The sequence below is a fragment of the Lacrimispora xylanisolvens genome (genome assembly GCF_002934545.1).
Lineage (GTDB): Bacteria > Bacillota > Clostridia > Lachnospirales > Lachnospiraceae > Lacrimispora > Lacrimispora xylanisolvens.
On sequence record NZ_PTJA01000007.1, the window covers coordinates 1 to 25,986 of the forward strand.

The 25,986-nt window shown below is 41.7% G+C and carries 25 protein-coding genes and 1 pseudogene; 5 read left to right on the plus strand and 21 right to left on the minus strand.

All coding sequences use genetic code 11. The annotated features are described in order from the left end of the window. From BXY41_RS13625 to BXY41_RS13680, 12 genes and pseudogenes are all read right to left on the minus strand, one after another. Positions 1-248 (minus strand): annotated as a pseudogene (locus BXY41_RS13625) (sulfite exporter TauE/SafE family protein); the annotation flags it as partial. A gap of 211 nt (positions 249-459) precedes the next feature. Then, positions 460-1,644, minus strand: a complete 1,185-nt coding sequence (locus BXY41_RS13630; RefSeq protein WP_104437415.1) for a helix-turn-helix domain-containing protein — start codon at positions 1,642-1,644, stop codon at positions 460-462. Between the two features lie 23 nt (positions 1,645-1,667). Next, positions 1,668-3,122: a sulfatase family protein gene (locus BXY41_RS13635; RefSeq protein ID WP_104437416.1), complete on the minus strand. Its 1,455-nt coding sequence runs from the start codon at positions 3,120-3,122 to the stop codon at positions 1,668-1,670. A 322-nt stretch (positions 3,123-3,444) separates the two neighbouring features. Continuing rightward, complete coding sequence (locus BXY41_RS13640) at positions 3,445-3,918, minus strand: hypothetical protein (RefSeq protein WP_104437417.1); 474 nt, start codon at positions 3,916-3,918, stop codon at positions 3,445-3,447. A gap of 127 nt (positions 3,919-4,045) precedes the next feature. Next, positions 4,046-4,663 (minus strand): YHYH domain-containing protein, encoded by a 618-nt coding sequence (locus BXY41_RS27210; RefSeq protein ID WP_242980202.1) that lies wholly within the window; start codon positions 4,661-4,663, stop codon positions 4,046-4,048. A 171-nt stretch (positions 4,664-4,834) separates the two neighbouring features. Then, positions 4,835-6,364: an LCP family protein gene (locus tag BXY41_RS13650; protein ID WP_104437418.1), complete on the minus strand. Its 1,530-nt coding sequence runs from the start codon at positions 6,362-6,364 to the stop codon at positions 4,835-4,837. Positions 6,365-6,610: 246 nt separating this feature from the next. Continuing rightward, positions 6,611-7,471, minus strand: a complete 861-nt coding sequence (locus BXY41_RS13655; protein ID WP_104437419.1) for a Cof-type HAD-IIB family hydrolase — start codon at positions 7,469-7,471, stop codon at positions 6,611-6,613. Positions 7,472-7,478: 7 nt separating this feature from the next. Further along, on the minus strand, positions 7,479-8,210 hold the full coding sequence (locus tag BXY41_RS13660; protein ID WP_104437420.1) for a glycerophosphodiester phosphodiesterase: 732 nt from the start codon (positions 8,208-8,210) through the stop codon (positions 7,479-7,481). Between the two features lie 21 nt (positions 8,211-8,231). Next, positions 8,232-9,638, minus strand: coding sequence for an ABC transporter substrate-binding protein (locus BXY41_RS13665; protein ID WP_104437421.1), 1,407 nt, complete (start codon positions 9,636-9,638; stop codon positions 8,232-8,234). A gap of 42 nt (positions 9,639-9,680) precedes the next feature. Beyond that, positions 9,681-10,589: a carbohydrate ABC transporter permease gene (locus BXY41_RS13670; RefSeq protein ID WP_104437422.1), complete on the minus strand. Its 909-nt coding sequence runs from the start codon at positions 10,587-10,589 to the stop codon at positions 9,681-9,683. After that, positions 10,589-11,455, minus strand: a complete 867-nt coding sequence (locus BXY41_RS13675; protein WP_104437423.1) for a carbohydrate ABC transporter permease — start codon at positions 11,453-11,455, stop codon at positions 10,589-10,591. Before BXY41_RS13675 ends, BXY41_RS13670 begins: the two co-directional genes overlap by 1 nt. Positions 11,456-11,466: 11 nt before the next feature. Further along, positions 11,467-12,567, minus strand: coding sequence for an ABC transporter ATP-binding protein (locus tag BXY41_RS13680; RefSeq protein ID WP_104437424.1), 1,101 nt, complete (start codon positions 12,565-12,567; stop codon positions 11,467-11,469). Between the two features lie 236 nt (positions 12,568-12,803). On the opposite strand from BXY41_RS13680, the gene BXY41_RS26575 reads away from it, so the two are divergent. The 5 genes from BXY41_RS26575 to BXY41_RS13700 all read left to right on the plus strand — a co-directional run bounded on the left by BXY41_RS26575 (position 12,804) and on the right by BXY41_RS13700 (position 17,392). Further along, positions 12,804-13,007, plus strand: a complete 204-nt coding sequence (locus BXY41_RS26575; protein WP_146088580.1) for a hypothetical protein — start codon at positions 12,804-12,806, stop codon at positions 13,005-13,007. Positions 13,008-13,039: 32 nt separating this feature from the next. Next, the gene (gene glmS, locus BXY41_RS13685) at positions 13,040-14,857 is read left to right on the plus strand and encodes a glutamine--fructose-6-phosphate transaminase (isomerizing) (protein ID WP_104437425.1); all 1,818 of its coding nucleotides are present in this window, start codon (positions 13,040-13,042) and stop codon (positions 14,855-14,857) included. A gap of 157 nt (positions 14,858-15,014) precedes the next feature. After that, positions 15,015-15,677 (plus strand): TetR/AcrR family transcriptional regulator, encoded by a 663-nt coding sequence (locus BXY41_RS13690; RefSeq protein WP_104437426.1) that lies wholly within the window; start codon positions 15,015-15,017, stop codon positions 15,675-15,677. Between the two features lie 88 nt (positions 15,678-15,765). Next, complete coding sequence (locus BXY41_RS13695) at positions 15,766-16,692, plus strand: DUF4097 family beta strand repeat-containing protein (protein WP_104437427.1); 927 nt, start codon at positions 15,766-15,768, stop codon at positions 16,690-16,692. A gap of 124 nt (positions 16,693-16,816) precedes the next feature. After that, complete coding sequence (locus BXY41_RS13700) at positions 16,817-17,392, plus strand: TVP38/TMEM64 family protein (protein ID WP_170072365.1); 576 nt, start codon at positions 16,817-16,819, stop codon at positions 17,390-17,392. Between the two features lie 50 nt (positions 17,393-17,442). On the opposite strand, the gene BXY41_RS13705 is transcribed toward BXY41_RS13700, so the two are convergent. From BXY41_RS13705 to yhfZ, 9 genes are read right to left on the minus strand one after another with little or no spacing between them, the layout of a single operon-like run. Continuing rightward, positions 17,443-18,663, minus strand: coding sequence for a phosphopentomutase (locus BXY41_RS13705; RefSeq protein ID WP_104437429.1), 1,221 nt, complete (start codon positions 18,661-18,663; stop codon positions 17,443-17,445). Continuing rightward, positions 18,660-19,817 carry an alanine racemase gene (locus BXY41_RS13710; RefSeq protein ID WP_104437430.1) on the minus strand — a complete coding sequence of 386 codons (1,158 nt, stop codon included), beginning with the start codon at positions 19,815-19,817 and terminating at the stop codon, positions 18,660-18,662. The genes BXY41_RS13705 and BXY41_RS13710 overlap by 4 nt, the downstream gene beginning before the upstream one ends. Beyond that, positions 19,818-20,912 (minus strand): aminotransferase class V-fold PLP-dependent enzyme, encoded by a 1,095-nt coding sequence (locus tag BXY41_RS13715; protein WP_104437431.1) that lies wholly within the window; start codon positions 20,910-20,912, stop codon positions 19,818-19,820. It abuts the gene before it with no gap. A 1-nt stretch (position 20,913) separates the two neighbouring features. Next, entirely contained in the window at positions 20,914-21,792 is an 879-nt protein-coding gene (locus BXY41_RS13720; RefSeq protein WP_104437432.1) for a phosphotriesterase family protein, read from the minus strand. 21 nt (positions 21,793-21,813) lie between these two features. Continuing rightward, positions 21,814-22,797, minus strand: coding sequence for an amidase family protein (locus tag BXY41_RS13725; RefSeq protein ID WP_104437433.1), 984 nt, complete (start codon positions 22,795-22,797; stop codon positions 21,814-21,816). A 9-nt stretch (positions 22,798-22,806) separates the two neighbouring features. Next, complete coding sequence (locus tag BXY41_RS13730; RefSeq protein WP_104437434.1) at positions 22,807-24,117, minus strand: YhfT family protein; 1,311 nt, start codon at positions 24,115-24,117, stop codon at positions 22,807-22,809. Positions 24,118-24,121: 4 nt separating this feature from the next. After that, positions 24,122-24,490: a DUF2620 domain-containing protein gene (locus BXY41_RS13735; RefSeq protein ID WP_104437435.1), complete on the minus strand. Its 369-nt coding sequence runs from the start codon at positions 24,488-24,490 to the stop codon at positions 24,122-24,124. 55 nt (positions 24,491-24,545) lie between these two features. Further along, on the minus strand, positions 24,546-24,905 hold the full coding sequence (locus tag BXY41_RS13740; protein WP_104437436.1) for a PRD domain-containing protein: 360 nt from the start codon (positions 24,903-24,905) through the stop codon (positions 24,546-24,548). Between the two features lie 56 nt (positions 24,906-24,961). Next, positions 24,962-25,897, minus strand: coding sequence for a GntR family transcriptional regulator YhfZ (gene yhfZ / locus BXY41_RS13745; protein ID WP_104437437.1), 936 nt, complete (start codon positions 25,895-25,897; stop codon positions 24,962-24,964). Positions 25,898-25,986: the final 89 nt, after the last annotated feature.

The window sequence follows — 25,986 nt, forward strand, 5'->3', positions numbered from 1 at the left end:
ATTGCCAGAGGTGTACCAGTTGTTCTGTCAACAGAAGAATCTCCGCCTGAAATTGATTTTAACACAGAAAAACATGCCATGGCAAGCACTGTGCAGCCGGATAGAAAACTTATGGCTTCCACACTCAGCAAACCAAATGCATCTAAAAGAGGCTTTATGATCACCCCGCCTCCAATACCGCAAACCGCCCCTGCCGTGGAAGCACTTAATCCAATCATACCAAACAATATAATTTCATGTAGCTTCATAATTTTTCACCAACTCCACTTTTATTTTCTATAAACACCTTTATCGTCGATAAAACTTACCCTAATCAGTTTTTATCGACTATTCTATGCAGGTAGATTATAGTAAATAAATTCTGCTTTTCATTGTCTGATTTCGTCCGATACGCCCTGTTTTCGCTATAAATCCACAAAAAAATCATGAGAACTAATTGCTAGTCCTCATGACCTTTTCTTATAACATATGTTCTTTCTGCCACCGTCCCGGTGGCATACCATATCGTTTATAAAATGCATGGCAAAACTGCGAACTGCTTTTATAACCACATTTTTCGGCAATTTCCCATATCTCAATGCCGCATTGCAAATAATAAGTTGCCGCCTGGCAGCGCGATTTGTGAACCAGATCCGAAAAAGAGCACCCGCAGTCTTTTTTTATTAACCGGGAAAGGTAATCATAGGAAATTCCGCAGTACTGGGCTGCCCCGGAAAGGGTCAGATCGTCAGCCAGATTTTCTTCGATCCAATTAACGCAGCGTCTCACATACACACAGTATTTTTCCTGTTTCGCTTCCCTGACCTTCCGGCAATACGTCAGAGCTGCCTCTTCTCTCAGTTTAATTAATTGCTCAATGGTGCCTGCATGATCCATCTGCGCCGCATACTCGGCACAGATATTTCTGACCGTAACGCTGGAGGCACCGCCGTCCTCTGCAGCACGGCAATACACACTGTTTCCGCTTAGAATACCGTGTTTCGCCCGCTTAAGCGGTTCTTCGCCACTCATCATGTGATCCGGTATCATGTAGTTGAACTCATAATTGTATTTTTTAATTATTTCTATATCGCCGTTTGCAATGGCGGTACGAATGATTTTTTCGTTCATCGCATTGTAACGAATCTGTGAGGTGGGATTCAGACGATGGATTTCTCTGATCTCCAATTCTTTCCGGTAGATTCCGTGGGAAGTGTCCCGTTGAGGAGCTGGTAACTGAGTGTTATATATTCCAGGAAGGCTCCGAAATAAAACCGCAGCTGCTTTTATATCTGCCAGCCAGTAATGGGGCAGATCTGCTTCAATCATCGTTGAAATAACTTCAACGATATAGAACGGTCCGATACACAGATAGTACTTCTCATCCTGCAAATTAACAGAAACCGCATGAAAATAGTATTCCCCCATTAACAATGGAGATTCAGTCCCCTGAAAATCCGGGTCTTTCGCTGCAAGAGCTAATACATGGTCAATGAAATTCTGTCTGGAACAATTGCGGCGTTTCTGGATAAATTTATGATTAGAACACTTAATAAAATCTGCAGCAACATTTCCCTTTTCCGTTAACAGGACAATATCCAGCTTACTCAGTATATTCAGATTTTTAATGTAATCGATATAGCCTGACAAAATCTGTCCATGCATAATTCTACCCCGCCTTCATTTTATTATCGGAAGGATATCTCAACCCCGGTAGCGATCATCGGCGTCGGTGCCTCCTGAGCAAGTCCCTCCTGTACCTGCCACTCTTCCTTATTATCCTGCCTGCATTTAGAGATAATATCCATATTTAAACTTAGGGTATTGATGTCAGACAGTACTTTTTCCGGTGCTTTCATATTATTTTTAATATAAGCAGACAATTTCTTTGCAATTTCCGGATAATCACAGATCAGGTTTTTCGTCTCAAAGGGATCCGCTTCCAGATCAAATAACTGGTCGGCTTCCTCAAAACCGGAGAACGTGATAAATTTATACTGCTTCCATTTTGCCATTCGGCCAATGGATTTCATGCCGAAGCGGTGACTTAGTTCAGAAAGAACAATCCTCTCATCGTTCTGTGTTTTTCCGCAGATTATCTCTGCCAGGCTTTCCCCGTCCTGCCTTGGCGGAAGCGGAGCCCCGGTCATTTCACAAAGGGTCGGGCTCAAATCCAGCAGGCTGACAGGAGTTGTGATTTCCTTACCTTCAGGAATCCCCTCCCCGGCAAAGATCATCGGCACATGAACGGAGGAATCATAAAATGTATTTTTTCCATAAAACCCATGCTCACCGTTGGAATCCCCATGATCGGATACATAAATCACAACTCCCTCTTTGCCTGTACGAGTCAGATACTGCTCCCAGGCCTTCACAACCATTCCGATGTTTTGATCCATAAATTCTGTCATGCCGTAGTAGGCGGCCATAGCCGCACGAACTGTCTGAGGATCTGTATCCCGCAGCTTTCCTTCCAGAATGGGATGTTCATCGGCCCGGTAGGATGCTTCCGGCAACTCCACCTTATCATAATAATAATCAAACAATACCTTGGGCGCAATATACGGAAAATGCGGTGCATACATGCCAACGCATAAGAATTGCGGACGTTCATGTTCCTTCTCCAGATACGCGATTGCAGCTGCTGTCACATCACGGTCAAATTCCAGCACGGTGGAATCACCGCCTCCGATGCACTGGATCGCTGTATGCTCAATCCGTCCTCTGTTCCACGGCAGAGCGTCCACCCCTTCCTTCTTCCCTCTTCTTACATAACCCGTGGGAGTAATATCACCAACCAGTCGGTTGATAAAGCCATGCCGCTGGTCCGGTCCGACAAAATGCATTCTGCCGCAAAGGGTTGTTTCGTACCCACCGGCATTTAAAGAATGTACAAAGGTAGCCACCGCGGAGTCCAGGGATGCATCATTTGTCAATGCTTTCACCGTGCTGGGAAACTGGCCCGCCAGCATACTAAGCCTTGACGGTACACACAGCGGACATACCGCATAACAATCACTCATAACAGTACCGGCTGCAGCCAGCCGATCCAGATTAGGAGTCCTCACCAGCCGATTCCCGGCATAACCCTGTACTTTGTATGAATGCTGATCCGAAATGATAAAAAGAATATCCTTTGACATATCTTTGCTCCTCCTGTATAAAACACTGAATTATTTATGCCGCTATTATACCCCCACACAGTTTATAACTACTGTCTGAATCCGGACACAATTGTCTGTATTTGTTATCATTCATATGCCATATATCTGGGATATCCGTTAATACTGTTCTCTTTGATCTTACCATATCCGGCAGATGGGAAGCAACCGATGTTTTAAAAGAAGGATATATGTTTAATAGAAATAAACGGGGCAATTTGTTACCGTAGTTATATCTACTTTAACAATCGCCCCGTCTTATAATAACTATATTTTTTTAAACCTTTAACAATCTGAAATAATTTTATTTCTTATCTTCAAACACTACCCAAAGTGGGAAATCACAAATTTCATTCCATTTATTATCCCTAAATGTGAATCCAAAATACAATGGCTCTTTAGATAATTCTTCAATATCGCCATCTAAAAATGGAACGTAGCTGACGCGGCCATTCTCAAGTTCAATCATTAAATCGCCTGCATATTCATGATTTACTTTTAAAACAGTTGAAGTTATGGATACTGCATTTGTATCAGTTGTCACAATATCGAAAAAACGATACCTATTCTCAGCATTTTTTTCTGGTTTCTGAACAACGACTACTGTTGTAGTCTCTCCGTTTATTGTCATGTCTCTTGTTTCAATAAAGCCTGGAACCATAATCTGATATCTTTCATCTCCCCAGTTAACAGCCTGGTCTTCTGCTGCACTTGCAGGTATTATCATTAAACCAGCAAGTATAATTGTTGCAAATATAGCTCTAAAAAACCCCTTCATACATAAAACCTCCTTTTTTTTCCATAATATCATAATAAATCCTTCATTACAATTATTTTCTAATAAATATGAATGAATGTTCCCACTATTAAGCGCTTTTCTACTCTCCGCTGCCACTTTGTAGCCATTAATAGGCCACACGCTGCTCATTGTACCCACAATTCATATAATGCTCGTAATATTTCTTTAAATCATCTCCATATAAAGCTGCCAAATCCGAATTATTATCTTTATAAACCATCACGTCAAAGGTACTGCAACCTCTCCTTCCCTCTTCCATACCATTGTTTACAAAGTGCTCCAATAACTTTTGTCCGTTGCTTCCAATTGTGGTCTGAAGGTCAGGATTATTATTATAATAATACGTGGATTCAAATATCAATTTATAATCTTCCGCTTTTAATACAGCATCAGACTTAGTCTCAGGTACAGAAGAATTCTGCTTTGTCGAAGAAGCATTACTGTTGCTATTATTATCATAGGGACATACTCCGCCTGGATGGAGATGAGCAGAATATCCATGATGGTAATGGTAACTGCCTAAACCGCTTTTGTTTTTGTTGTCACGGTGTCCTCCCTGTGAATCTGTCCTGCCGGAATGTGCCTGGGCGGTTATTACGTTATTTCCGTATTTTGTTTGCGTACAACCAAGAATTAGGAATGCAGCCAGAAACAATGCGATTTTCTTCCCTTTTTTTAACTTTAATCCGGAGTTTCTTTTGGTGATTTTTTTCTCTGTACTCATATAATACTTCCCCCTTACCTATTTTCTTTAAATATATCATATGGCAAAATAAATTACAAATATTTGGTAATATAATTTGCATAAATAAAAAATGACAAAACGTTGCCCTTTTATTTTGGCATTTTAACGTTTTGTCATTTTTAATTATATAATCTATAAAATTAATTTTATTTATGCCCCTGGACCTGCATTTGTCTCTGGTTCCGTGGGTACTTCTTCCTCTGTAGCTTTTTCTGAGCTGACTGGTTTTTTCGTTTCTTTTGTTGTTTCTTCTTTCTTTGTTTCTTCTTTTGTATCAGGAACTTTTGCTCCAGGCCCGATCAGACTTCCGTCTTCATTGGTTGGTGCTTTCCCACTCTCCTGCTCTTTTGTTTCTGCTACCGTTGTTTCCTTTACTGTCTCTTTGGTTTCCTCTGTCGTTTCAACAACAGCCTCTGTCTGTGCCGGAGCCGTCTCTACAGCAGCCTCCGTTTGTTTCTTACCTTTTTTGCCGCTGGAGCTGCCTCCAGTAGGGGTATTTTTACCGGGTTCTGTGAGTCCGGTTTCTTTCGAAATCGATGCACTGATTTTTTTCACAGCGGAGGACGGTGCATAGTTTTCCTGACCATAGAGGAACTGATGCAGCTGCACTACGTTGCTCTCCAGGGTGGTTGGTATTACACAGTCCATTTTCCCAACTTTCATGGTTGTACGAGAGAATGGGAAGCCGGCAGTTTCGCCAATATGATATTTGCTGATGCCCTTTGCAATCGCCAGAATATCATTCATGCCCACACTGGTGGAGATCTGCGGGAAAACTGTTGCTACCAGTGTTTTTCTGGTGGCAAAATCTGCATTTTTAGCTTTTTCCATAGCCAGATTTACGACTTTTCTCTGGCGTTCGGTTCGGTTAAAGTCAGTATCCATCAGACGCAGTCTTGCGTAAGCAACTGCTTGTACACCATCTAAATGATTCATTCCGGCATGTTTCAGCTGGTGGGAACCAACTCCTGTGGAATTTACTGTTTCTGTGATAAAACCGTTTATGTAAGCAAATTCTGAGTCTGTGATTTCCAAATCAATTCCACCAAGAATATTAATGGCATCTGCTACAGACTTCCAGTTAAAGGTTGCATAATCGTCAATATTTAAATCCAGATTCTCGTTGAGGGCTTCCATGGCCTGTTTGTGCCCGCCCTTAAAATATGCTTCATTGATTTTATGATAAGTGCCCTTGCTGTTAATCTTTAAATAAGTATCGCGGTAAACAGACAACAGCTTGATTTCACCAGTTTCCTTATTAATATTGCAAAGCATCTCCACATCCGACAAGGCGCCTTTTTCTAAGTTTCCATCTCTGGAGTCCACGCCGAAAACGGCAATTGTCCAATAACCCTTCTGATGGGTTCTCTGTTTAAAAAGAAATAATCCTGCAATCAGCAATGCTGCAATGATAACTAATTTAACTATAATTTTGTGCTTCTTATGATGCCTTTTTTTCTTTTTGTGGTTTGCACTAGTCTGCTGACCACTGTATCTGGCCCGTGGATTCCTGCCGTCACCAGTACTGTAATAGGTTCTGTCACCATGGGAAGCCTGCATTGGCTCCTGTGCCTGACTTTTTCTTTCCGGTGTATGTTGTATAGGCTTCTCACGCATTCTGCCGTTATCGCTTCTTTTCTTCCGGGCCCTCATACGATCTAATTCATCCTCATGATCCATGACTCTGTCCTCAATCCTTTCCCATGTTGTCTTAGACAACCCCACATATTCTAACAGAAATTCAACTCTTATTTCTTGCTTTTCTCTTAATTTTATCGGTCAATCAATAATTTTTCAAAAGATCCGGATAAAACCGGGATAAAGTTAAAATTGAATGTTAAGAAATGAGTCTGAACGGTAGAATAAAAGGGAAAAGATGAGGATTCAGATATGATATCAGATGATTATTGGAATGATAATCGTTTTTTAACCGGTTGCTAACGCTGCATCCGACAAAACCAGCGCTTCAATTGCTGCTGCTACTCCATCCTCTTCATTGGATCTGGTAATGAGCCGTGCACTTTTCCTGATTTTCTCAGATCCATTTTCCATGGCAACGGTGTAACCCAACGGAAGAACGAGCATGGATAAATCATTTTCACTGTCCCCCATGGCAAGGATTTCTCTGGGGTGAATTTTATTATTAATGGCGAATTCAAGCAGTGCATTTCCTTTTTGAGCATAGAAATGTGTTATTTCAAGATTGGTAGCTGCTGAGGATGCAATGGATATTCCTTCTTCCTTCTCCAGACAGGAACGGATATAAGAAAGAACTTTAGGATCCTCATGTACAATCGACATTTTATAAATATCAGTATCAGATTGAATGAGAGCTTCTTCCGAAACAAACTGAAAACGCTTCACAATGGTTTCGAAGGTATGTTCATCGGAAACCATGGAAAGAAAAATTTTGTTCTCAAAGCTCTCCTTAAATTCCTCCAGACTTGAGGTGGTGTAACTGCCCTCATCCGTCATAAAATCGTAAAGCACGGAAAATGGCCGGCATATGCTGAGAATACGACTGACCTGATTTTTAAGTAACGTCTGCTTGCGGATTTGTTCTCCCTTGCTGTTATAAACAGAAGCGCCATTCATGCAAATGATGTCACAGGATATTCCTGCTTCCTCCAAAGGCGCATAAGCATCTGCATAATTTCGCCCTGTACATACAACGAAACCAATATTTCTTCTGTTCAATGCATGAACAGCAGCCTGGTTTTTTAAAGAAATTTTGCCATATCGGTTTAACAGTGTTCCATCCATATCGGAGGCTACTAATCGTATCATATAATTTTTATCCTTTCTTATCCACTATTCTTCTTGCGATATCAGGATAATTGGTTATAATTGCTCCAATCCCCTGCTCCGCTAAATATTTCATTAACGCTTCCTCGTTGACAGTCCATACATGAAGAGGAATCTTCTTCTTTTTTGATTCTTTGATTAATTTTTCTGACCGCAGGTTGTTAACAGACGGGTGAAGAGCGTCTGCTCCGATCAGCTTTGCATAAGCGACCACATGAATCCAGCCATCTGAATATAAAACACCGGTTTTTGCGTTGGGATTCAGCCTTTTAATTTTTATAATGCTGGGATGATGGAAGGAGGAATAGATTACCCTCTCTTCCATCTCCAATTTTTTAACCAGCTTTAATACTTTTTCTTCAATCCCCTTGTAACGGTATACCCCGGTTTTAAGTTCGATATTAACAGTTAAATCAGTTGGCTTTAACAGCTTAAGAACTTCCTTTAACTCTGGTATGACTGCAGCTGTGTATTCCGGGTGTGTTTTATTACAGGAAAATTGTTTTAGTTCAGCCATGGTGTAATCTTTTACATTGCCCACACCGTTGCAGGTCCGGTCAATTGTTTCGTCATGGATTACTGCCAGTTTCCCGTCTTTGGTAAGCTGTACGTCCAGCTCCACTCCGTCTGCCTGCTGCCTGACAGCCAGTTCAAATGCTTCCAGTGTGTTTTCCGGCGCATAAGCGGAAGCTCCCCTGTGAGCCCATACCTTTGTTTTCATCTGCTAATATCCTTTCTGAAACTATTTATTTAATAGATTATAATCTGCAATGGATTTATTAATGCTATCAGCCATCTTCTTAACTGCATCCTCTGGGGTACCATTGTTGTTAATCATGTTTTCAATTTCTGTTTCCACCGTCTGTCTCGCTTCTGGAAATACACTTAATAAAGCGCCTGCTGACTGTGGTGTGGAATCGTGAAGCTGATCAATGGCGGTTTGAAATTGCGGGAATTTTGCTATGTTATCTTTAAAAACTGGTTCATTATGAGCTGCAGTGGTGATTGGAAAATATCCTGTCTGGGAGTTCCAGTATGCCTGGCTTTCCGGTGAAACAAGAAACTTAACAAATTCCCATACCGCTTTCTGTTTGTTTGCATCATTATTATTTAATGCCCACAAAGAACCGCCCCCGATGGATACTCCACCCTTATCATCGTCACTAACTTTTGGAAAATAAGCGGTTCCTACTTCAAATTTTCCATTTACATCATTTAAGATCTGTTTTAAGGATGCAGTTGAACCCAGTGTCATGGCAGATTTTCCAGAGCTGAAGTCTGCAAGTCCTGCATCTCCTCCTCTGCCCACGTTTGGTGCATAACCTTTGGTTGATAATTCTTTCCATGCCGTCAGTGTTTTTACACCGGCTCCATTTTTATCGAAATCAACGGCCGTTGCAGCTGCTTTTCTTCCATTGCCACTGTCTGCATAGCTGGCCTGCTGCTTGCAGGTAAACTGCTCAAAAAACCAGCCATAAATTCCAAGAGAAAGAACCTCTCCGGCTCCGCCTTTCTTAAGCAGGTCATCTCCCACCCGTTCAATTCCAGGAAGGCTGTCTGGAATCTCTGTAATTCCGGCTTTCTTAAACATATCTTTGTTATAGTATAGAATAGGAGTCGATGAGTTAAAGGGCATAGAATATAAAGTACCATTTACTGTATAATATGCCGCAATATTAGGTTCAACCTGAGAGAGATCCCATTTATCCTCATCAATCAGCTGCTGCATTGGAACAACCCAGCCTGAATCAATCATGAATCGGGTTCCGATGTCGTAAATCTGCACGAGATCTGCCCCCATGTTACCGATCTGAGCGCTTTTTAACTTGTTAATGGCATCGTCATAGCTGCCCTGATACTGAGCCTCAACTGTGATCCCTGAAGTGTTTTCCTTATTAAATTTTTCTACAAGTGCATCAATTGCTTTTCCATTGACGCCGCCCATGGAGTGCCAGAAGGTAATGGAAGTCTTTTGTGTATTTCCTGAAGTTTCTGCGGTTTTAGCGGCAACAGGTGCTGCACTGGTGGTTACTTCTTCTTTCGTTTCAGATGCAGCGGTATTTCCGGATCCGGTCTGGCTGGAACAGCCGGATAACATTCCTGCAGCCATGATAGCCGCCATACAAAAGGAAACTGCTCTCTTTCTCATGATTGTCCTCCAAATTTTATGTAAGATTTATTCTGAATCAGGTCAGCCTTTTACGGCTCCTGAAAACATTCCTCTGATCAGCTGCTTTTGTCCTAAGATAAATACGGAAATCGATGGTATGATAATCATTACTACTCCCGCAATCATCATGGAAATCGACTGGGAATCCACACTGTCTAACATCCCGATCCCGATCTGAACCGTTCTCATTTTATCTGAACCTGTAACAAGAAGAGGCCACAAATACATATTCCAGGCATTGATAAAGGTATATACTGCCATGGCACCTATGGCTGACTTGGTAAGAGGTATGAGGATGCTGTAAATGAATCTTAAGTCAGAGCAGCCATCAATCCGGGCCGATTCGTATAATGATATGGGAAACGATTTATAGAACTGCCGGAATAAAAAGATTCCCATGGCAGATGTCAGATAAGGAATAATTAAAACCTTATAGCTGTCAAGCCACCGAAATCCGCTTACCGTTAAGTAATTGGATATAATCGTCGCTTCTCCAGGTATCATCATGGTCGCCATCACAAGCATAAACAGCAGATTTTTGCCCTTAAATTCCAGAAAGGAAAAGGAAAATGCTGCCAGTGAACAGGATATGATCTGTCCTGCAGTGATACAGCCTGCTACTAAAAATGAATTCACAATAAATCGGGTTAACGGTATTTTAACCATAGCCTGACGGAAATTATCAAGTGTTGTTGTTGCCGGTATTAAGTTCATACTGGTTGTAAACAGTTCACCGGAAGGCATCAGCGCTATGCTGACGGCGTATAAAAGCGGCAGCAAAAGAAACAACGTCATAAGTAAATTAACCCCGGTCAAAGCCAGCCTGGCAACCCTGCGGCGTAAAACCGCTTTCTTTAATGCCTCTCTTTTCAGATTCTCAAGTTCTTCTATGCTGATATCTTTAACAGCCCTGGAAATAACAGTTTCCATCAGTAGTGTACTCCTTTCTTTTCCAATCGAAACATACATAAAGTCAGAACCATAATGATGATAAACAAAATCACAGACTGGGCTGCTGCGCTGCCAAAACGGTAATTAAAAAATGCATCCCGGTAAATGGAGTAAACAATTAAATTGGTGGATTCCCCCGGTCCTCCCATGGTCAATACTTTCACCTGACCGAAGGACTGGAACGCCTGAATAATATTAACAACCAGCGTATAAAACAAAATCGGGCTTAACCCAGGAAGTGTCAGGCGGAAAAATTTCTGGAATGAGCTGGCTCCGTCTACCGACGCCCTCTCATAAATAACTTCATCAATATTACTTAAACCAGCACTAAAGTAAAGAAAGTTAATACCGCTGTTAAGCCACGCTGTTAAAAGTGCCACACAAATCAGTGCATATCTGGGGTCGCTGATCCAGTTGATATGTAATCCCAGGATCTTATTCACAATTCCAATAGCCGGATGAAGCATGATTTTAAAGATCATGGCGGCTGAGCTGGAAGCGATTGCCATTGGGAGCGCATAAGCAGTGCTGAATATCCGGATCCCTGGAAAAGATTGATTGCATAATACGGCAGTGATAAGACCCAGGAGCATACTGACACTTACTACGATCACTACAAATACAACCGTTACAAAAAGGCTGTTAAAAAAAGACGCTGAGCTTAAAAGCTCGGAATAATTTCCTGCACCCACAAACAACTTTGCCTGACCCATTTTATTTGTTTTAAAAAGGCTTAAATAAATAGTTTTGAAAAATGGGAAAAACAGAAAAAGTGCAAAAATCGCCATGGCTGGAGCGATGTATACATATGGGCTTAATTTTCTCGTAACTATTTTATAATTCATTGGATTGCTCCTTAACGGTATAATATGTTTTCTTCCGTCTCCATATCAAACAGCAAAATACGGCTCATGTCTGCAAAGATGGATACTTCCCTTCCCCCTTCAGATGGAAAATCCGGCTTCAGTCTGGCACATACCGGGCTTCTTCCTATTTTTCCATGAAGAAGGATTTCTGAACCCAGAACTTCCTTTATCTCTACATGCAGCTTCAGTTCCTGATCTTTGGTACCAGTTTCGTGCAAATCCTCGGGACGGATACCCAGATAAACTCTTCTGCCCAGATAATCACCTTCTATAAGTCTTTTTGCACATTCCTCATTTACAAACAGTCTGTTTTTTGAAAACTCCACACAAATTCGTTCTTCCCTTCTCTCCACCCAGACTGGAATAAAATTCATGGAAGGAGATCCGATAAAGCCAGCTACAAATTTATTGATGGGATTCGTATATAGAACTTTTGGTTCAGCAGCCTGTAATATAACCCCGGAATTCATAACCACAATTCTGGTGCCCAAAGTCATTGCCTCTACCTGATCATGAGTTACATATATCATGGTTGCCCCAAGCTCTTTGTGTATCTTCGATAATTCAACTCTCATCTGTGTTCTCAGCTTTGCATCCAGGTTGGACAGAGGCTCATCCATGAGATAAGCTTTTGGTTCACGGACAATCGCGCTGCCAATGGCCACTCTCTGCTTTTGTCCACCGGATAAAGCATGGGGTTTCCGGTCTAATAAGTGGCTGATGCATAAAACATCTGCCGCTTTTCTCACTCGCTGATCAATTTCTGTTTTACCAACATTTCGTACTCGCAAACTAAATGCCATGTTCTCATAAACAGTCAGATGAGGATAAAGAGCATAGGACTGAAATACCATGGACAGATCTCTTTTTTGGGGAACAGTCAGATTCATTAATTCTCCGTCTATCCATAGCTCCCCTGAGGATATTTCCTCAAGTCCGGCTATCATCCGCAGTGTAGTAGATTTTCCACAGCCCGATGGACCAACCAGAATCAGAAACTCCTGATCTCTTATATCCAGATTGAAATTCTTCACTGCAATCTGACCATTTTTAAATGTTTTACATACATTTACCAAAGATAGACTTGCCATATGACGCTGCTTCCTTTCTTGTGTCCTGACTTCATTTTAGAGAACCCATGTAAAATGAAAAAGAATCTTTTAGTAAAATGAATGTAAATCATGCTATTGACGCACAAAGAAAGAGAAGTTATAATAAACTAAATTTATGAAGGAGGCATAAATACAAATAGCAAAGCTAAGCGCCATGCACCTGAGGATACGATCGTGAACGTTTTCGTAAGAAAACGGTATCCAGGGTTAACGAGGTGAAGGGTGATCGAATATTCGGCGGATGCCCTTCCATGCCAGCCGGGCGTGTATCCATTGTGAAATATGCAGGTAACTGCAAAACAACCACTCTGGAACCGGTATATGCAAGAGAAAACCTGGTAGACAAAACGCTGTCCGTTTTTACAGACGATGGAAGACAGCTTGTTTTTGTGTGCGCAATTGACAGATTCAGATCATAAATTAATAGAGCAATGAAAAAGGAGATTATATTATGTGTGGAATTATTGGATATACAGGACCTTTGGATTCAAAAAAAATATTGCTGGAAGGACTTTCCCAGCTGGAATACCGTGGATATGACAGTGCAGGAATTGCTCTTTGTATGGAAAATTCCAGAATTCAGTTAGTACGTCATACCGGAAAAGTTTCTAATCTGAAAAAGGGCTGTGAGGACATAAGGCAGGTTTCTCACTGCGGACTGGGACACACCAGATGGGCAACCCACGGTGGTGTCACTACGGAAAACACCCATCCTCACAGAGCCGGACGGGTAATACTGGTTCACAATGGCATTATTGAAAACTATCATCAGCTCACCACTGACTTTCATCTGGAAGGAAAGCTTCTCTCTGAAACAGACAGCGAAGTGGCAGCCTGGGTTCTTGAAAGTCTTTATGACGGAAATCCGGCAGAAGCTATTTCAAAGCTGGTTACCCATTTAAAAGGGTCTTATAGCTTCTGTATGATGTTTGAAGATCATCCGGGGGAAATCTATGCAATCCGGAACGTAAGTCCTCTTGTGGCTGCATATACCCATTCAGGTTCCTTTGTGGCATCGGATCTGACCGCGCTGATTCCTTATACAAGACAATATTTTGTAGTGCCCGAAGACCACATTTTAAGACTCACCTCCTACAAAGTCCATTTATATGACCTGGATTTAAAGGAGCAGGAGCCGGAAATACTGGAAGTGAACTGGAATATGGATGCTGCCATGAAAAACGGTTTTCCTCATTTCATGCTGAAAGAAATACACGAACAACCCGATGCGTTAAAAAACACCATACTCCCCCGTCTTTCAAAGGGGCTGCCTGATTTTACCGATGACCAGATACCTGACGATGTATTTAAAGATTGTAATCAGGTTCAGATTGTGGCCTGCGGGACTGCCATGCATGCAGGTATGGCTGCAAGAGCCTTAATGGAACCCCTTCTTCGAATTCCGGTCACAGTATCCATCGCATCGGAATTCCGGTATGAAAATCCACTGGTTGATGATAAAACCCTGGTTATTATCATCTCCCAATCCGGTGAGACCATCGATACCCTGGCAGCTCTTCGTCTGGCTAAAAGCTATGGTTCCAGAACCCTTTCAGTCGTTAATGTAAAAGGTTCAACCATTGCAAGAGAAAGCGATTTTGTACTCTATACCCATGCAGGTCCTGAAATTGCAGTAGCCAGCACAAAGGCTTATTCCGTTCAGCTGGCTGCCCTCTATATGGTTTGCTGCCGTATGGCTCTTGTAAGGGAAAAATACAGCGTGGCAGAGGCAGAGGATTTCATGAAGAAGCTCCTCGACTCCATACCTGCCATGGAAGCCATGATAGAAAAAAAGGATATGGTGAAAGCACTGGTAACCCATTTAATCAATAAACCGGATGCCTTTTTCATTGGACGTGGACTTGATTATGCATTCTCTCTTGAGGGCGCATTAAAATTAAAGGAAATTTCTTATATTCATGCGGAAGCCTACGCTGCCGGCGAATTAAAACACGGTACCATCGCTCTCATCACACAGGAGGTGCCCGTAATCGCCATTGCCACCCAGGAAAATGTCTTTTTAAAGACCATATCCAATATCAGAGAAGTAAAAGCAAGAGGAGCCTTTGTAATTCTGCTTACAAAGGAAAGTATGAATGTAGAGCCTGGCATCGCAGATATTCAGATTAATATTCCGGATATCGGGGATCGTTTCACAGTATTTCCCATTGCAGTGGTTTTACAGCTCATTGCCTATTATGCATCTGTAGGGAAAAATTTAGATGTGGATCAGCCCAGGAATCTGGCTAAATCCGTGACTGTAGAATAGAATTATTTTTATAAAACATTAAAACAGGCATATCGCTCTAAACAGGCGGTATGCCTGTTTTAACTTCTATCCAACCAGCTAATCCCCGGTTGACGAATCAGATAAAAAGGAATATAATGGTTATTGAATGAATCGTTCAATTAAGGAGGTGTTAAAAATGGAAAACAGAATGAAACTAATATTTGACGCAGCCAGTCATTTATTTATCAATAAGGGGTATTCTCGGACACAAATGAAGGATATCGCAAAGGAAATTGGTTTATCCACCGGTATGCTCTATGTGTATTTCACAGGAAAGAGAGAACTATTAAGTTTTCTTCTTAAAGCAACCATAGATCCATCATTTCTTACTCAGGAGTTCGAATTACCAATCCAATCCCAGCTATTCGATAATCTGGATCACGAAATTATGGAAGCGTTTGAGCAGAATACAAAATCATTCTCCGCACATTTAGATGATGTTACAAACTTTCCTCTGGAGGAGATGTTGTCCAACGCATTTGACGTCATATCTAAGTACGGAATCGGCTGTTTACTCATTGAAAAAAATCCTGATGATTTGAGAAAACTCACTTCATATTATAAGGAATACAGGCAAAAATTTTACAATCAGGTTCTGTCATACATCACACTGTATATTCAAAACGGAACATTCCGTCAGGTCGAGTATCCACAATACGTTGCTCGCTTAATTATTGAAACCATGTCATGGTGGGGAATGCACATTACCAATGATGCCTACGAAATTCAAAAAAACATTTCTGTCGAATTGGCTAAAAGCATTTGTATGGATAGCTTGTTTCACGCATATAAAAGATAATTTTTACGGGGCTGCTGCTCCGTAAAAAAATAGAGTTCCGATGAATGAATGGTTCAATTAATAAAATCCTAAAAAGGAGAATAATTTAATGAAACGCAATTCAATATTGATCGCCTGTACTACTTTTTTTCTCTTTGGAATAATTTCCGGCTGTGGAGGACAAAAAGCAACTGCACTGGTGAATACTCTTACCTTCGATACTGACGATTTCGATCGTCTCCGGCTTGATTATGATGCAGATGATATTTATGTTTTAGAAAGTGATCAGAGCAAAGTGATATTAAAAGAATATATGAACGAAAATAAAGGGAGCTATTACGCCAGAACCTCCTTAAAGTACGGTGAACTTCTGATTACAGAGGGAAAAAGGCCTAGACGTTCCAGCTTTGAATCCTATATAGAAATTTACATTCCAAAAAATAATACAAAAAACTTATCCCTGCATTCTACAAGCGGAACAATTCGCTCTGAAATTGTTCTCATTGTGCCAGGTGATTTTGGTGTTGATACGACGAGCGGCAACGTGGAAATCTCTAATGTAAAGGCTTCAGCGATAAAAGCTTCCAGTGCAAACGGAAGTCTGAGTTTTAAAAATATCGATACAGAGAAATTTGACGTACAGACTGCCAACGCCGCCACATTAATGGATGAGATAAACGGAACCATTAACTATCAATCGAAAGGCGGAACGCTGAACGCTGACCAGCTTAGGGGCTCCGGCTCCTTTCATGCTTCAGGAGAGGGTTCTCTTGACCTTTCCTATTACGATGTAACAGGCAATATTTCCGCATATTCAAAAAATGGAACTCTTACTGTAATTCTTCCTGATACACTTGCTTTTCAATTTTCAGCCGTAACCAAACAAGGATCAATTAATACCTCTTTTACAGATCAGCTTGAATCCACCAAACACACTGCCTGGGGATCTGTTGGCTCATCTCCTGATATAACCATAGCACTGGAAACCCGAAATGGAGACATGAAAGTATCAAGGCAATCCTATGAAAAAAAATAATAGCACTGTAATACAATTGATCTTTGTATTTGTTTTGCTTTTTTCTCTCATGCTTGCTCTTGGTTTACTTTCACTCCCTTATATTAGACTTTTATCAGCGCCTGAAATACAGCAGAAATTGAAAATGATGGTTACTTCTTTGGGCTTGTGGGGCTGGCTTCTTGTTCTTAGCATTCAGGTAATCCAGATAGTAATTGCATTTATACCTGGCGAACCCATTGAAATCCTGGCAGGAGCCCTGTATGGGTGGGCCGGCGGACTTTTTCTTTGTCTTCTTGGATGTGTAATGGCCTCCTCCGGCATTTTTGTATTTTCCAAAAGAGTGGGGGCACCTTTTGCTGCAAACCTTATCAGAACAGGGAGACTTGATAAATTTTCGTTTCTGAAAGACACTAAGAAATTAGAAACCATAGTATTTATTCTGTTTTTAATTCCCGGAACTCCAAAGGATATGCTGACATATGTAGTTGGAACCAGTTCCATGAAGTTAATACCATTCCTGGCTATCTCAACTCTTGCACGCCTTCCTTCTGTCCTGTCCTCCACTATCATCGGATCTGCAATGCGGGAGGGCCAATGGATAATGAGTGCTTCTGTTTTTGCTTTTACTGCTATGTTAGGTATCATTGGAATTAAGTACCAGGATGGTATAATTAGATTTTGTAAAAGAATTGGCAAAAAAATAAATGGTATGGAATAATGCGGAAGGCTGGAATCTTCACTGGTATACGAAAATTCCAGCCTTCTTTCCTATCTTCTGTCTGAAAGCTCATTAAGAAATGATTCTCCATTTTGTGGTTTCATTGTATTAAAGTAATCACAGACAGATGCGCCTGCATCAGAAAGACTTTTTCTTCGTCCGATATTTCTGCCAGTCACACCCTTTTTGTATACCAGAAGAGGGACACATTCTCTCGTATGTCTGCTGTGACCAATTAAAGGATCATTTCCATGGTCAGCCATTACTACAAGAATATCATCTGATGTCAGTTCTGAAATCAATTCTCCGATTCCCCTGTCAGCAATCTCCAAAATCTCCCTATAGTTTTTGGTAGACTGAGAGTGACCTGCCAGATCTGTTTCCTGTACATTGGTACAGACAAATCCCTGAGTCATGGCTTTTGTTTCACGAATTGTCAGATCCATAACCTCTTTTGTAGGTACGCAGGAAATGCTTAACCCCTTGTCGTTTGCAACAATGTCCGCCACTTTACCGATTAATGTACAGGAATAGCCCTCCCTTGTCAGAATTGCAGGAGCCTGTACGTTCTGGTCTACTCCATACCCTAAGTGTCTGCACTGATATCCACGCTCATAGGATTTTGATTTTACTGAGGAGATACCAATAAAGCGATTCTGCTTTACTTCCTCAGCCTGAAACAGATCCTCCATCGTATTTCCATTACCACCAAATACAATGACACGACCAACTAAGGCAATTTCTCTCACCTTTCGGGCAATTTCGTATTCTTTTTCAAATGATATGAAATCCAGTGGTGCCGTTACATTGTAGCACATGCCAGGATCTGCTTCCAGATTATCTGCTACTGTTACATATTGATCCACCAGAAGGTATCGCAAACCCTGGTTTTCCATAATCTGAACGTCATGCCCGCTTGCCTTAAGATGGTATTTAATTTCATCCACCTTCTCCTGGAATGGATGAATCTTAGGCTCTTTTGGAAGTGTCCCCATGATTTCCTGATGTCCCATAAAAGTATCCGCACCAAAATGCATCAGCTGGCAGCTGCCGTAATTAGCCTCTGGAGAAAATTTCATCCGTTCACTTTCTTCCCCATACGCATTCATCAGACCCAGCTTTTCAAGGTTTGGAAGCTTTAAATCCGGGTAATCCTTTAAAATGCTTTTTAAAGTATTGGCTCTTTCATCTCCCGGCCTGACTCTGGCAGCATCTTCCATTGCTCCGATGCCAAATCCATCTAAAACGATAATAATAAACCTTTTTTTCATTTTTTCATCCCCATGCTGTTATAGATCCCGGCAATATACGGTTTTTTCTCTTTTAATCCTTCTATCAGTACAACATCAGATCTGGTTACAAATATCTGAAAACGGAAAGCCATTACAACTGTATCCCCCACTGCACACTCCTTCTCCAACCCAATATAGTAATCAATATTTTCATCAGACGGAGGGGTTACGTTCATTTCTTCCGATTTTTCAAGAGATACGCCAACCAGTGCATTTTGCAAATGGGAACGCCTGTAATAACCGCCCCCATAACAATAAGCCTGCCCCATAAAGTTATGGGATACTTCACTTACGTATGTTACACATGGTAGTTCCGGCATCATCTTTACTGCATGCATTGGTGTTGTACCTGAAAGCCCATGACCTGGTTCTCCGCAGTTACCGCCCTGCTCCTTTATTTTTTCCAAAGCATGGATACAGGTTCCGGAAGGAGTATCAATAACACTGCAGTTTATCCCGTTTCTGTTAAGAATTTCCACAGCCTGTTTTACTGTATTCATATTTTCGGTGGCTCTTAGATCTCCGGCAGTTTCATCATATAAAAAACAGGGAAAAGATGTTACACCTGTAATAGTGACACAGGGATACAAATGTTTTATCCGTGCCGTAAGCGCTTCCAATGCATTCAGATGAAACCCTGCTGTTTGCCCGGAATATATCATATCTGAATCATTGTAAACACGTAAAATCACATCCTGAATCACTCCCAGCTTCCTGGCTGCCTCATGTATCCGGCTGATTTTCTCCTCCGAATAAACCGTAATCATCTTTGGGCGATAGGCCACAAACTCCTCAATCTGGGAGTCGGGGATTTGCACCAGATGCCCCATATTGGCTATGGGAATCCGATGATTCATCAGGATTCTGGCTTCCCTGTAATCAACTGCCACCGCTCCTTCAAAGCCAAGTTCCATCAGTTTTCCTGCAAGGTACGGGTTCCTGCCCACCTGCTTCAGCATAAAAAACAGCCGGATTCCCATTTTCTTTGCTTCCTTATGCATCAGAGCCGCATTTTCCAAAAATGTATCCACGTCTATCACATAGGAATCCGGTTGGATTTGTCCGCTTTGATGCAATTGAAAAGAAACCTCTGCTAAATCCCTGTTTCGTTTTACTGTCTGCTCTAAAAACATCTATATCACTCTTTCCGCTGCTTCTTTTAATATGCGTAAAATGGTATCAGCTCCCGACCGCATGGGATTGATACGAATCATGCGCTTCTTAAGTGCCGGATCTGTACTCTGAAATGTCCCGGATATTTTGTAAAACATAGGTACGATCTCATATTTCGACTCTGCTCCTACGGGATTAGGCGCTGCTCCTAATTTTTCTGCTTCTATAAGAACTTTCTCAGCAATCTCTTCTTTAAACTCCACCAGAAGAACCTTTGACTGTGCATTTGCAAGAAACGCCTGCTTTACGCAAGGTAATTCACCTGAATTCAGCCGTGTTACACATTCTTCATTTACCTCTGCCTGTATGGCAAGAGCAACCGGCGCATATGCAAAACCACGGAGTACTTCAAGTGCCTCATGTCCCTGCACCTGCATGCCACCGGAATAATTTTCTCTCACAAGCGTTTCAATATAAGAGGCCTTTCCTACGATTACGCCGACCCCCTCCGGTCCCAGAAGTTTAAAGGCTGAAAAACAGGAAAGATCAGCGCCGCACTGAATTCCAATCCGGCTGACTTTCATAACGGCATAATTGTCATCAGTAAGGACTGGCAGGCTGCCGCACTCTTTTATTGTTTTCACCACCTGTGCCATATCATAGGCATCCTCCGGTTTCTGTCTTGTATACTGGATCAATGCACCTTTTAACCCCGGGTTTTCCTTTATTACCTGCGTTATCTCACTTAAGTCATTATAATCTGCCTCTACCGCTGAAATGTTCATCATTTCCATGGAAACAGCCGTAGTATTGTAAACGGGCGCTTTGTGAACCAGTATTTTTTCCCCCGGTTTTAACATACTGTGAAGTCCCAGACGGATGGCTCCGGTTCCTGCACCTCTCACCAGAATACAGGCTTCTGCATCGAAAATATCTGCAATTACCTGTTCTGCTTTCTGAGTTATGGCAGGTTTATTAATTCCGGGAGTGACTCCTAAATCTCCCTGTGTCAGTATTTCATGACCTTTAAATCTTTTCGTAATGCAGTCTATGATTTTAAATTGCAGCCTGGCTGCTTCCTGAACGGATAAGCTGTTAAGTGGACTGGTATTCATGTTAAGCCTCCTGTTTTAATATCCTGTTGGGATTATCAATCATCAACTGCTGGGTCTGCTCCTCAGACAATCCGTATTCCAGAAGCATGGGAAGAAATGTTTCAATCAAATATGCATAGCCAGGTCCTCCCCACTTCTTTAAATGTGACTTTCTGGTTATATCCATGGATAGCACCACCTGATCCAGATAACCTTCTTTTGCAATTCGTTTTAACATCTGGGCGCGGAATGTATCCGGACAGTAATTGTTTTTCCCTACCGTATCAAATCCAATATTTACGCCTTCCTTCAATACCGATATAATGGTATCCGGATTTTGGGACAGATCCAGATGCCCGATAATAATATTTTCCGGCTTTACTCCTTCGGCTTTTAAATATTCTGCCTGCTCCAGAGCCATGGTTCCAAGGGTAGTATGGGTGGTAACAACTGCACCGGTTTGTACGGCTGCAAGAGCCATGGAATCAAAAACTTTCCGTTCCATTTCAGTAAAGGTATCCTTACTGGTGCCGAATTCCCCGATTACACTTGCTTTAATTCCTGTATTTACAATCCCTTCTGAGATTTCTTTTACCGCTAGCTCCGCCAGCTCCCTTACTGACATGGTATAAACAAAGTCGGGAAGAAAGGGCTCCTTATAAAACCCGGTCGATGAAAGAATCTGTATTCCGGTGTTTTCTTCCATCAGGCGGCAGTAATTGGAGTTTCGTCCCATGCCGATATTGGTTACATCGAGGATTCTTCTTACCCCAAGCTCATACAGTCGGCACAGTTCTTTTTGTGACTCTTCAAAACAGTCCAGACGGCAGTCCTCATCATTCTTGATTCCGGATAAATCTATGGTGATGTGTTCATGCATCATTGTATATCCTTTTTTCATAAGCTCCTCCTTTCTTTAATGCTAAAAATACATATCAAAATTCATGAAATACCGTTGAATTAATGGGGAAGGCTGATTTTGATATGCCTTTGCCAGCTGGAACATGTAAGCGATATCCCCCGGCCTGCTTTCACAGATAAGAACCGTACAGCGGCCAAGTCCTTTTGCAGGAACGGTCAGTGCTGATTTTCCGCTCATATTAACAACCCGCATCAGCCCTTTGCCAGACCGGCTCTGACATTTTCCCGTTTCTTCATCGAAATGTCCAAATATGCTGTCACCAGGAGCATTTACGTCTACCGGGCCTTCCGTGGATATAACAATCGTACGGGGCTTTACAACACTTTTTAAATATTCGATCAATGGTTCCCGGCTTCCATAAATGTCTGGCAGGTTATGGCATTGTTCCGTCTCAATGATTGTGTAAGTTTCTTCCTGGGGCTGAAACTTGGTTATGTCGTAGCCAAACAGAGGGATTAACAGCTTTCCCATGGTTTCCAGATCTCTGGTAATGGCGCCTATGGCAGGCTGAAACCCGATTCCATCTGTTGAAATCTTATGATAGCCAATCATTTTCTCCTGCTCGATCATGGGAGATATAAAGCCGTAAAGATTGAGAGCGGCTGCTGGGGCAAGTACGCTGCCCCCGCCATCCGTTCCAATACCTGCATCATTGATTCCATAAAATACATTTAAGGCCGTACCGCTGCTGGATCCGGTCATCCAGTTACCGGTAATGGGATTAATAAGCTGTAAGTCAATTGCCCTTCCTCCTAAAGCCATCTGATCCGTTGTATGAATCAGGAATCCCCTTTTCTCCAGCCGTTCTTTTAGTTCTGCCGGTATGGCGTCTGTATTTTTAATTCCCGTATACCAGACCTCACCCTCATTCTCCAAAAAAGAAGCCGCTCGGTCAATAATACCTGGTTTTACAGTAATAACGGTATGATAGGGATCTTTCAGTGCAAGAAATGTCTTCTTTGCATAAGGTACAATCTTTTCCATAAAATGACCTTATTTCGCAACAGGAACTGCTATTAGTCCTATCAGTAGAAGCAGGTTCATCAGTATACCAAATACGATACATGCCACCGGGCCAACCGCAAGATCTACGATCGGTTTTTTTGCTTTCTTATTTAACAGAAATGCCCCTATTACAAACAGTGCTCCAATTCCTGTGTAGCCTGAGGCAGCCACAGACATTTTTTCAGCTGCCACGATTCCTCCAGCCAGCAGTGAAACCTCAAGCACCTTGTTCATGGAAGTTCTGACGTATTCGCCCATGTCTTTCACACCAGGGAAACGATCCATGCCCTTTGCAAATATATTAATAAGATAAATCTCAGCAACCATAACTGCAAAACCCAGAATAAAAGCAACAATGGGATTCCCATGGAAAAATAATCCAATTACAAAAACAAACGTACATCCTGCCACGCCATACACTCCAGTAACAATGGCAGTGGTAAATACAAGTGGAATAAACCCGATTGCTCTTGCCAGAGCAGTCAGACCGGCGTTGCTGTACTCTTGTTTTGCTAACAGTGCCAGGGAGGCCGGATCACCTGCTACGATGGAAAGGCTGGTCCCAGCCGCAAGAAGTCCGCCCATAATTGCAAGAAGCAGCCATTTTTTACGAATCCGGAGAATATTGCCTTCAAAGCCCTGGGTAAGTACCTCATTGGTATTTTCAGTTCCTTTACGCTGTGCAGCAAAAACGATCATCAGTATCATTCCTGCCAGCATTGCCATGCCTTCTGCATTTAAAGTAACCTTACCAGCTCCTAATGTAAAAACCCCGAATTTTTTAATCAGATAATAAACCAGGATCGTTACCCCTCCAGCTGTCATACCTTTCTTAAAGCCATGCTGATAAGCAATGCCAACTGCAGGGAATATGGCAAATGCCACTGTTATGTAGCCAGATACACTTCCTAAATCACTTGTAAAATTATAAGGAAGATAACCGAAAAATTTTACTATAAATTCCAGTCCTGCCAGAATGGCAACACCATAAACCGCTCCGATTGCTGCGGATAGTATCATACCGTTTCTGCTGTTATTGCAGAAAGAACCGATCATATCTGTGGTCAGCAGTAAACAGTGGATGAGAATAATACTTGCTGCTATGGAAGTGGGAATACCAAATCCAATTACCAGTCCGAAGCTGATGGCGAAACTCATGGCTGCTAATTCTTTGCGGCTGATCTCTCCATTAAAATACTGACCTGCAATCGGTCGGAAACCATCATTAAATACTGCAATTCCCTGGTTAGAAAGAACAGAAGCCAACGCTCCGATTAATGTAATTACAATATATTTCATATAATTATACCCCCTCTTTTTCGCAGATTGCCTTTAACAGAACCGGAAGAACCTCATCTTTATGCTGGGCTGTAAAACCGAAGGCTTTTTTCCCTTTTTCTACCTCTTCCCGTATAAATGCTTCGCTTTTAATCTGGCCTGGCATGGAAATGGTAGAACAGGATTTAGAGCCTAACAGCGCCAGTGCCATTGCAAGGGCTCCGCCCCCTCCTGTATTACAAGCCCCCACATAATAATCATATTTCCCTTCCTTGACTCCCATGGCACCATCAAGGTCACCCCTAATTTCGATCTCAGCTTTTCCATTCATCAGCTGACTCACAATTTTAGCGATTTCTTCCTTGTCAATCTGGCCCCCAACCACAATTTTCATTTTGCTACCTCCTTTATTCTCCTTTATATAAATGCGATTTCGCATTCACACCTTGTTATGTAAGCAGGTTACAAAGATGAACAGCTAAAAAATCCTTTTCTGATTGTGGAAACTGAATTTCAGTTTCCTGCAAAAGTTCATCCCTGAGTTCCTGCGCCTGTCTGAAAACCGGCTCATCCATTACACTTTTTAACACCTCACTGTCCAACGCAGTCTCATCTTCACCACTTAAGATTCTCTGCACTGCCATGGCAAGATGGGTAATGAACATCACCGCTTTTGATTCTTCCAAATCCGGTATTTCAGCCAGAATATGCACCACGGCTATTTTTGAGAAACTGGCTGCTTCCTTACAAATTACATGATTCTCTTCCAGAATGTTCAGACGTTCCATTAAAAGTTCATTTAGATTCATGATTTCCCCCAAGTCTAATGTACATTATTTTGTATATTGATAGATTAAAAACCCAATTAAAAAAAGGGTTCTCTTTTCTTTTCTCTTACATCACGTATAATAGCTGTAACCTGTGCTGCATGAATATATTTTAATAACATTGCTTTTAAGTACTCCTCTTCTTTTCCAATCACAAGAACAGCTGTAGAAAACAGATTATTGTAATCGGAGTCTGCAAGAAATGCCACTTTCACGGAATCATGCTTATTTTCCAGAATGTCATCATAATTCCAGACACCCGCATCTATGATTCCCTCTTTTAATGCGGTTAAAGTCTGCTGTGTTCTGATGGGAACCAGCGTCACATTCCTGCCATGAATGATATTTCTTGTAATGCAGCTTTGATCCAGGGAATTGCTGTCATAAGCCACTCTCATTCCATCCTGTATACTGTCATATCCGGAATCAGCTAAAAGCAGTACGTGCCTGGAAAGAAAACTTCCAGGTCCAAAATTCATTGCTATTTCAATCTGTTTTCCATCTTTTATGGATTGTTCAGCAGCAAACTGGGAACATAGTGCAAAATGATAGGTTCCTGATTCCACCAGCTCTATACGTCCCACTGCTCCTCTTGCATAAGCCATGTTAAAGTTTAAAGAAGAAAATTGTTCATACATGGCAGTAGCCAGACCTTCATACGTTACAGAATAAGGCAGAGGCATAATCCCCATAACCCCTCTGGGCATACAGTTCTCCTGCAGCTTCTTATGATCCAGTGATGTAATATAAGTTCCCTGATGTCCATGATTTTCTAAAACGACCGCATTACTGTCCTTCAAAAAAGCAAACGCATTCTGTATCGTTCCACGGGAAACTCCGAATTTTTCCTGATACTCCGATATGGGAAGAAGTCTGTCTCCCACATTTCTGGACATTAAATCAAGAGCCAGCAGGCTTTTTGTTACTCCCGTTTTCTGATATAAACTCCCATACCCCAGTTCCTTTTCTTTCATCCAATCACGCTCTCATCAATTTACATTATTTTGTATATTCAAACATTACCACATTCCTGGGAAAATGTCAACGGACATTTCCCCTGTTC

Bases quoted from the DNA above. Each gene is read 5' to 3' on its own strand.
- BXY41_RS13630 (WP_104437415.1), bottom strand. From the start codon at position 1,644: ATGCATGGACAGATTTTGTCAGGCTATATCGATTACATTAAAAATCTG.
- BXY41_RS13635 (WP_104437416.1), bottom strand. From the start codon at position 3,122: ATGTCAAAGGATATTCTTTTTATCATTTCGGATCAGCATTCATACAAA.
- BXY41_RS13640 (WP_104437417.1), bottom strand. From the start codon at position 3,918: ATGAAGGGGTTTTTTAGAGCTATATTTGCAACAATTATACTTGCTGGT.
- BXY41_RS27210 (WP_242980202.1), bottom strand. From the start codon at position 4,663: ATGAGTACAGAGAAAAAAATCACCAAAAGAAACTCCGGATTAAAGTTA.
- BXY41_RS13650 (WP_104437418.1), bottom strand. From the start codon at position 6,364: ATGGATCATGAGGATGAATTAGATCGTATGAGGGCCCGGAAGAAAAGA.
- BXY41_RS13655 (WP_104437419.1), bottom strand. From the start codon at position 7,471: ATGATACGATTAGTAGCCTCCGATATGGATGGAACACTGTTAAACCGA.
- BXY41_RS13660 (WP_104437420.1), bottom strand. From the start codon at position 8,210: ATGAAAACAAAGGTATGGGCTCACAGGGGAGCTTCCGCTTATGCGCCG.
- BXY41_RS13665 (WP_104437421.1), bottom strand. From the start codon at position 9,638: ATGAGAAAGAGAGCAGTTTCCTTTTGTATGGCGGCTATCATGGCTGCA.
- BXY41_RS13670 (WP_104437422.1), bottom strand. From the start codon at position 10,589: ATGGAAACTGTTATTTCCAGGGCTGTTAAAGATATCAGCATAGAAGAA.
- BXY41_RS13675 (WP_104437423.1), bottom strand. From the start codon at position 11,455: ATGAATTATAAAATAGTTACGAGAAAATTAAGCCCATATGTATACATC.
- BXY41_RS13680 (WP_104437424.1), bottom strand. From the start codon at position 12,567: ATGGCAAGTCTATCTTTGGTAAATGTATGTAAAACATTTAAAAATGGT.
- glmS (WP_104437425.1), top strand. From the start codon at position 13,040: ATGTGTGGAATTATTGGATATACAGGACCTTTGGATTCAAAAAAAATA.
- BXY41_RS13690 (WP_104437426.1), top strand. From the start codon at position 15,015: ATGGAAAACAGAATGAAACTAATATTTGACGCAGCCAGTCATTTATTT.
- BXY41_RS13695 (WP_104437427.1), top strand. From the start codon at position 15,766: ATGAAACGCAATTCAATATTGATCGCCTGTACTACTTTTTTTCTCTTT.
- BXY41_RS13700 (WP_170072365.1), top strand. From the start codon at position 16,817: ATGATGGTTACTTCTTTGGGCTTGTGGGGCTGGCTTCTTGTTCTTAGC.
- BXY41_RS13705 (WP_104437429.1), bottom strand. From the start codon at position 18,663: ATGAAAAAAAGGTTTATTATTATCGTTTTAGATGGATTTGGCATCGGA.
- BXY41_RS13710 (WP_104437430.1), bottom strand. From the start codon at position 19,817: ATGTTTTTAGAGCAGACAGTAAAACGAAACAGGGATTTAGCAGAGGTT.
- BXY41_RS13715 (WP_104437431.1), bottom strand. From the start codon at position 20,912: ATGAATACCAGTCCACTTAACAGCTTATCCGTTCAGGAAGCAGCCAGG.
- BXY41_RS13720 (WP_104437432.1), bottom strand. From the start codon at position 21,792: ATGAAAAAAGGATATACAATGATGCATGAACACATCACCATAGATTTA.
- BXY41_RS13725 (WP_104437433.1), bottom strand. From the start codon at position 22,797: ATGGAAAAGATTGTACCTTATGCAAAGAAGACATTTCTTGCACTGAAA.
- BXY41_RS13730 (WP_104437434.1), bottom strand. From the start codon at position 24,117: ATGAAATATATTGTAATTACATTAATCGGAGCGTTGGCTTCTGTTCTT.
- BXY41_RS13735 (WP_104437435.1), bottom strand. From the start codon at position 24,490: ATGAAAATTGTGGTTGGGGGCCAGATTGACAAGGAAGAAATCGCTAAA.
- BXY41_RS13740 (WP_104437436.1), bottom strand. From the start codon at position 24,905: ATGAATCTAAATGAACTTTTAATGGAACGTCTGAACATTCTGGAAGAG.
- yhfZ (WP_104437437.1), bottom strand. From the start codon at position 25,897: ATGAAAGAAAAGGAACTGGGGTATGGGAGTTTATATCAGAAAACGGGA.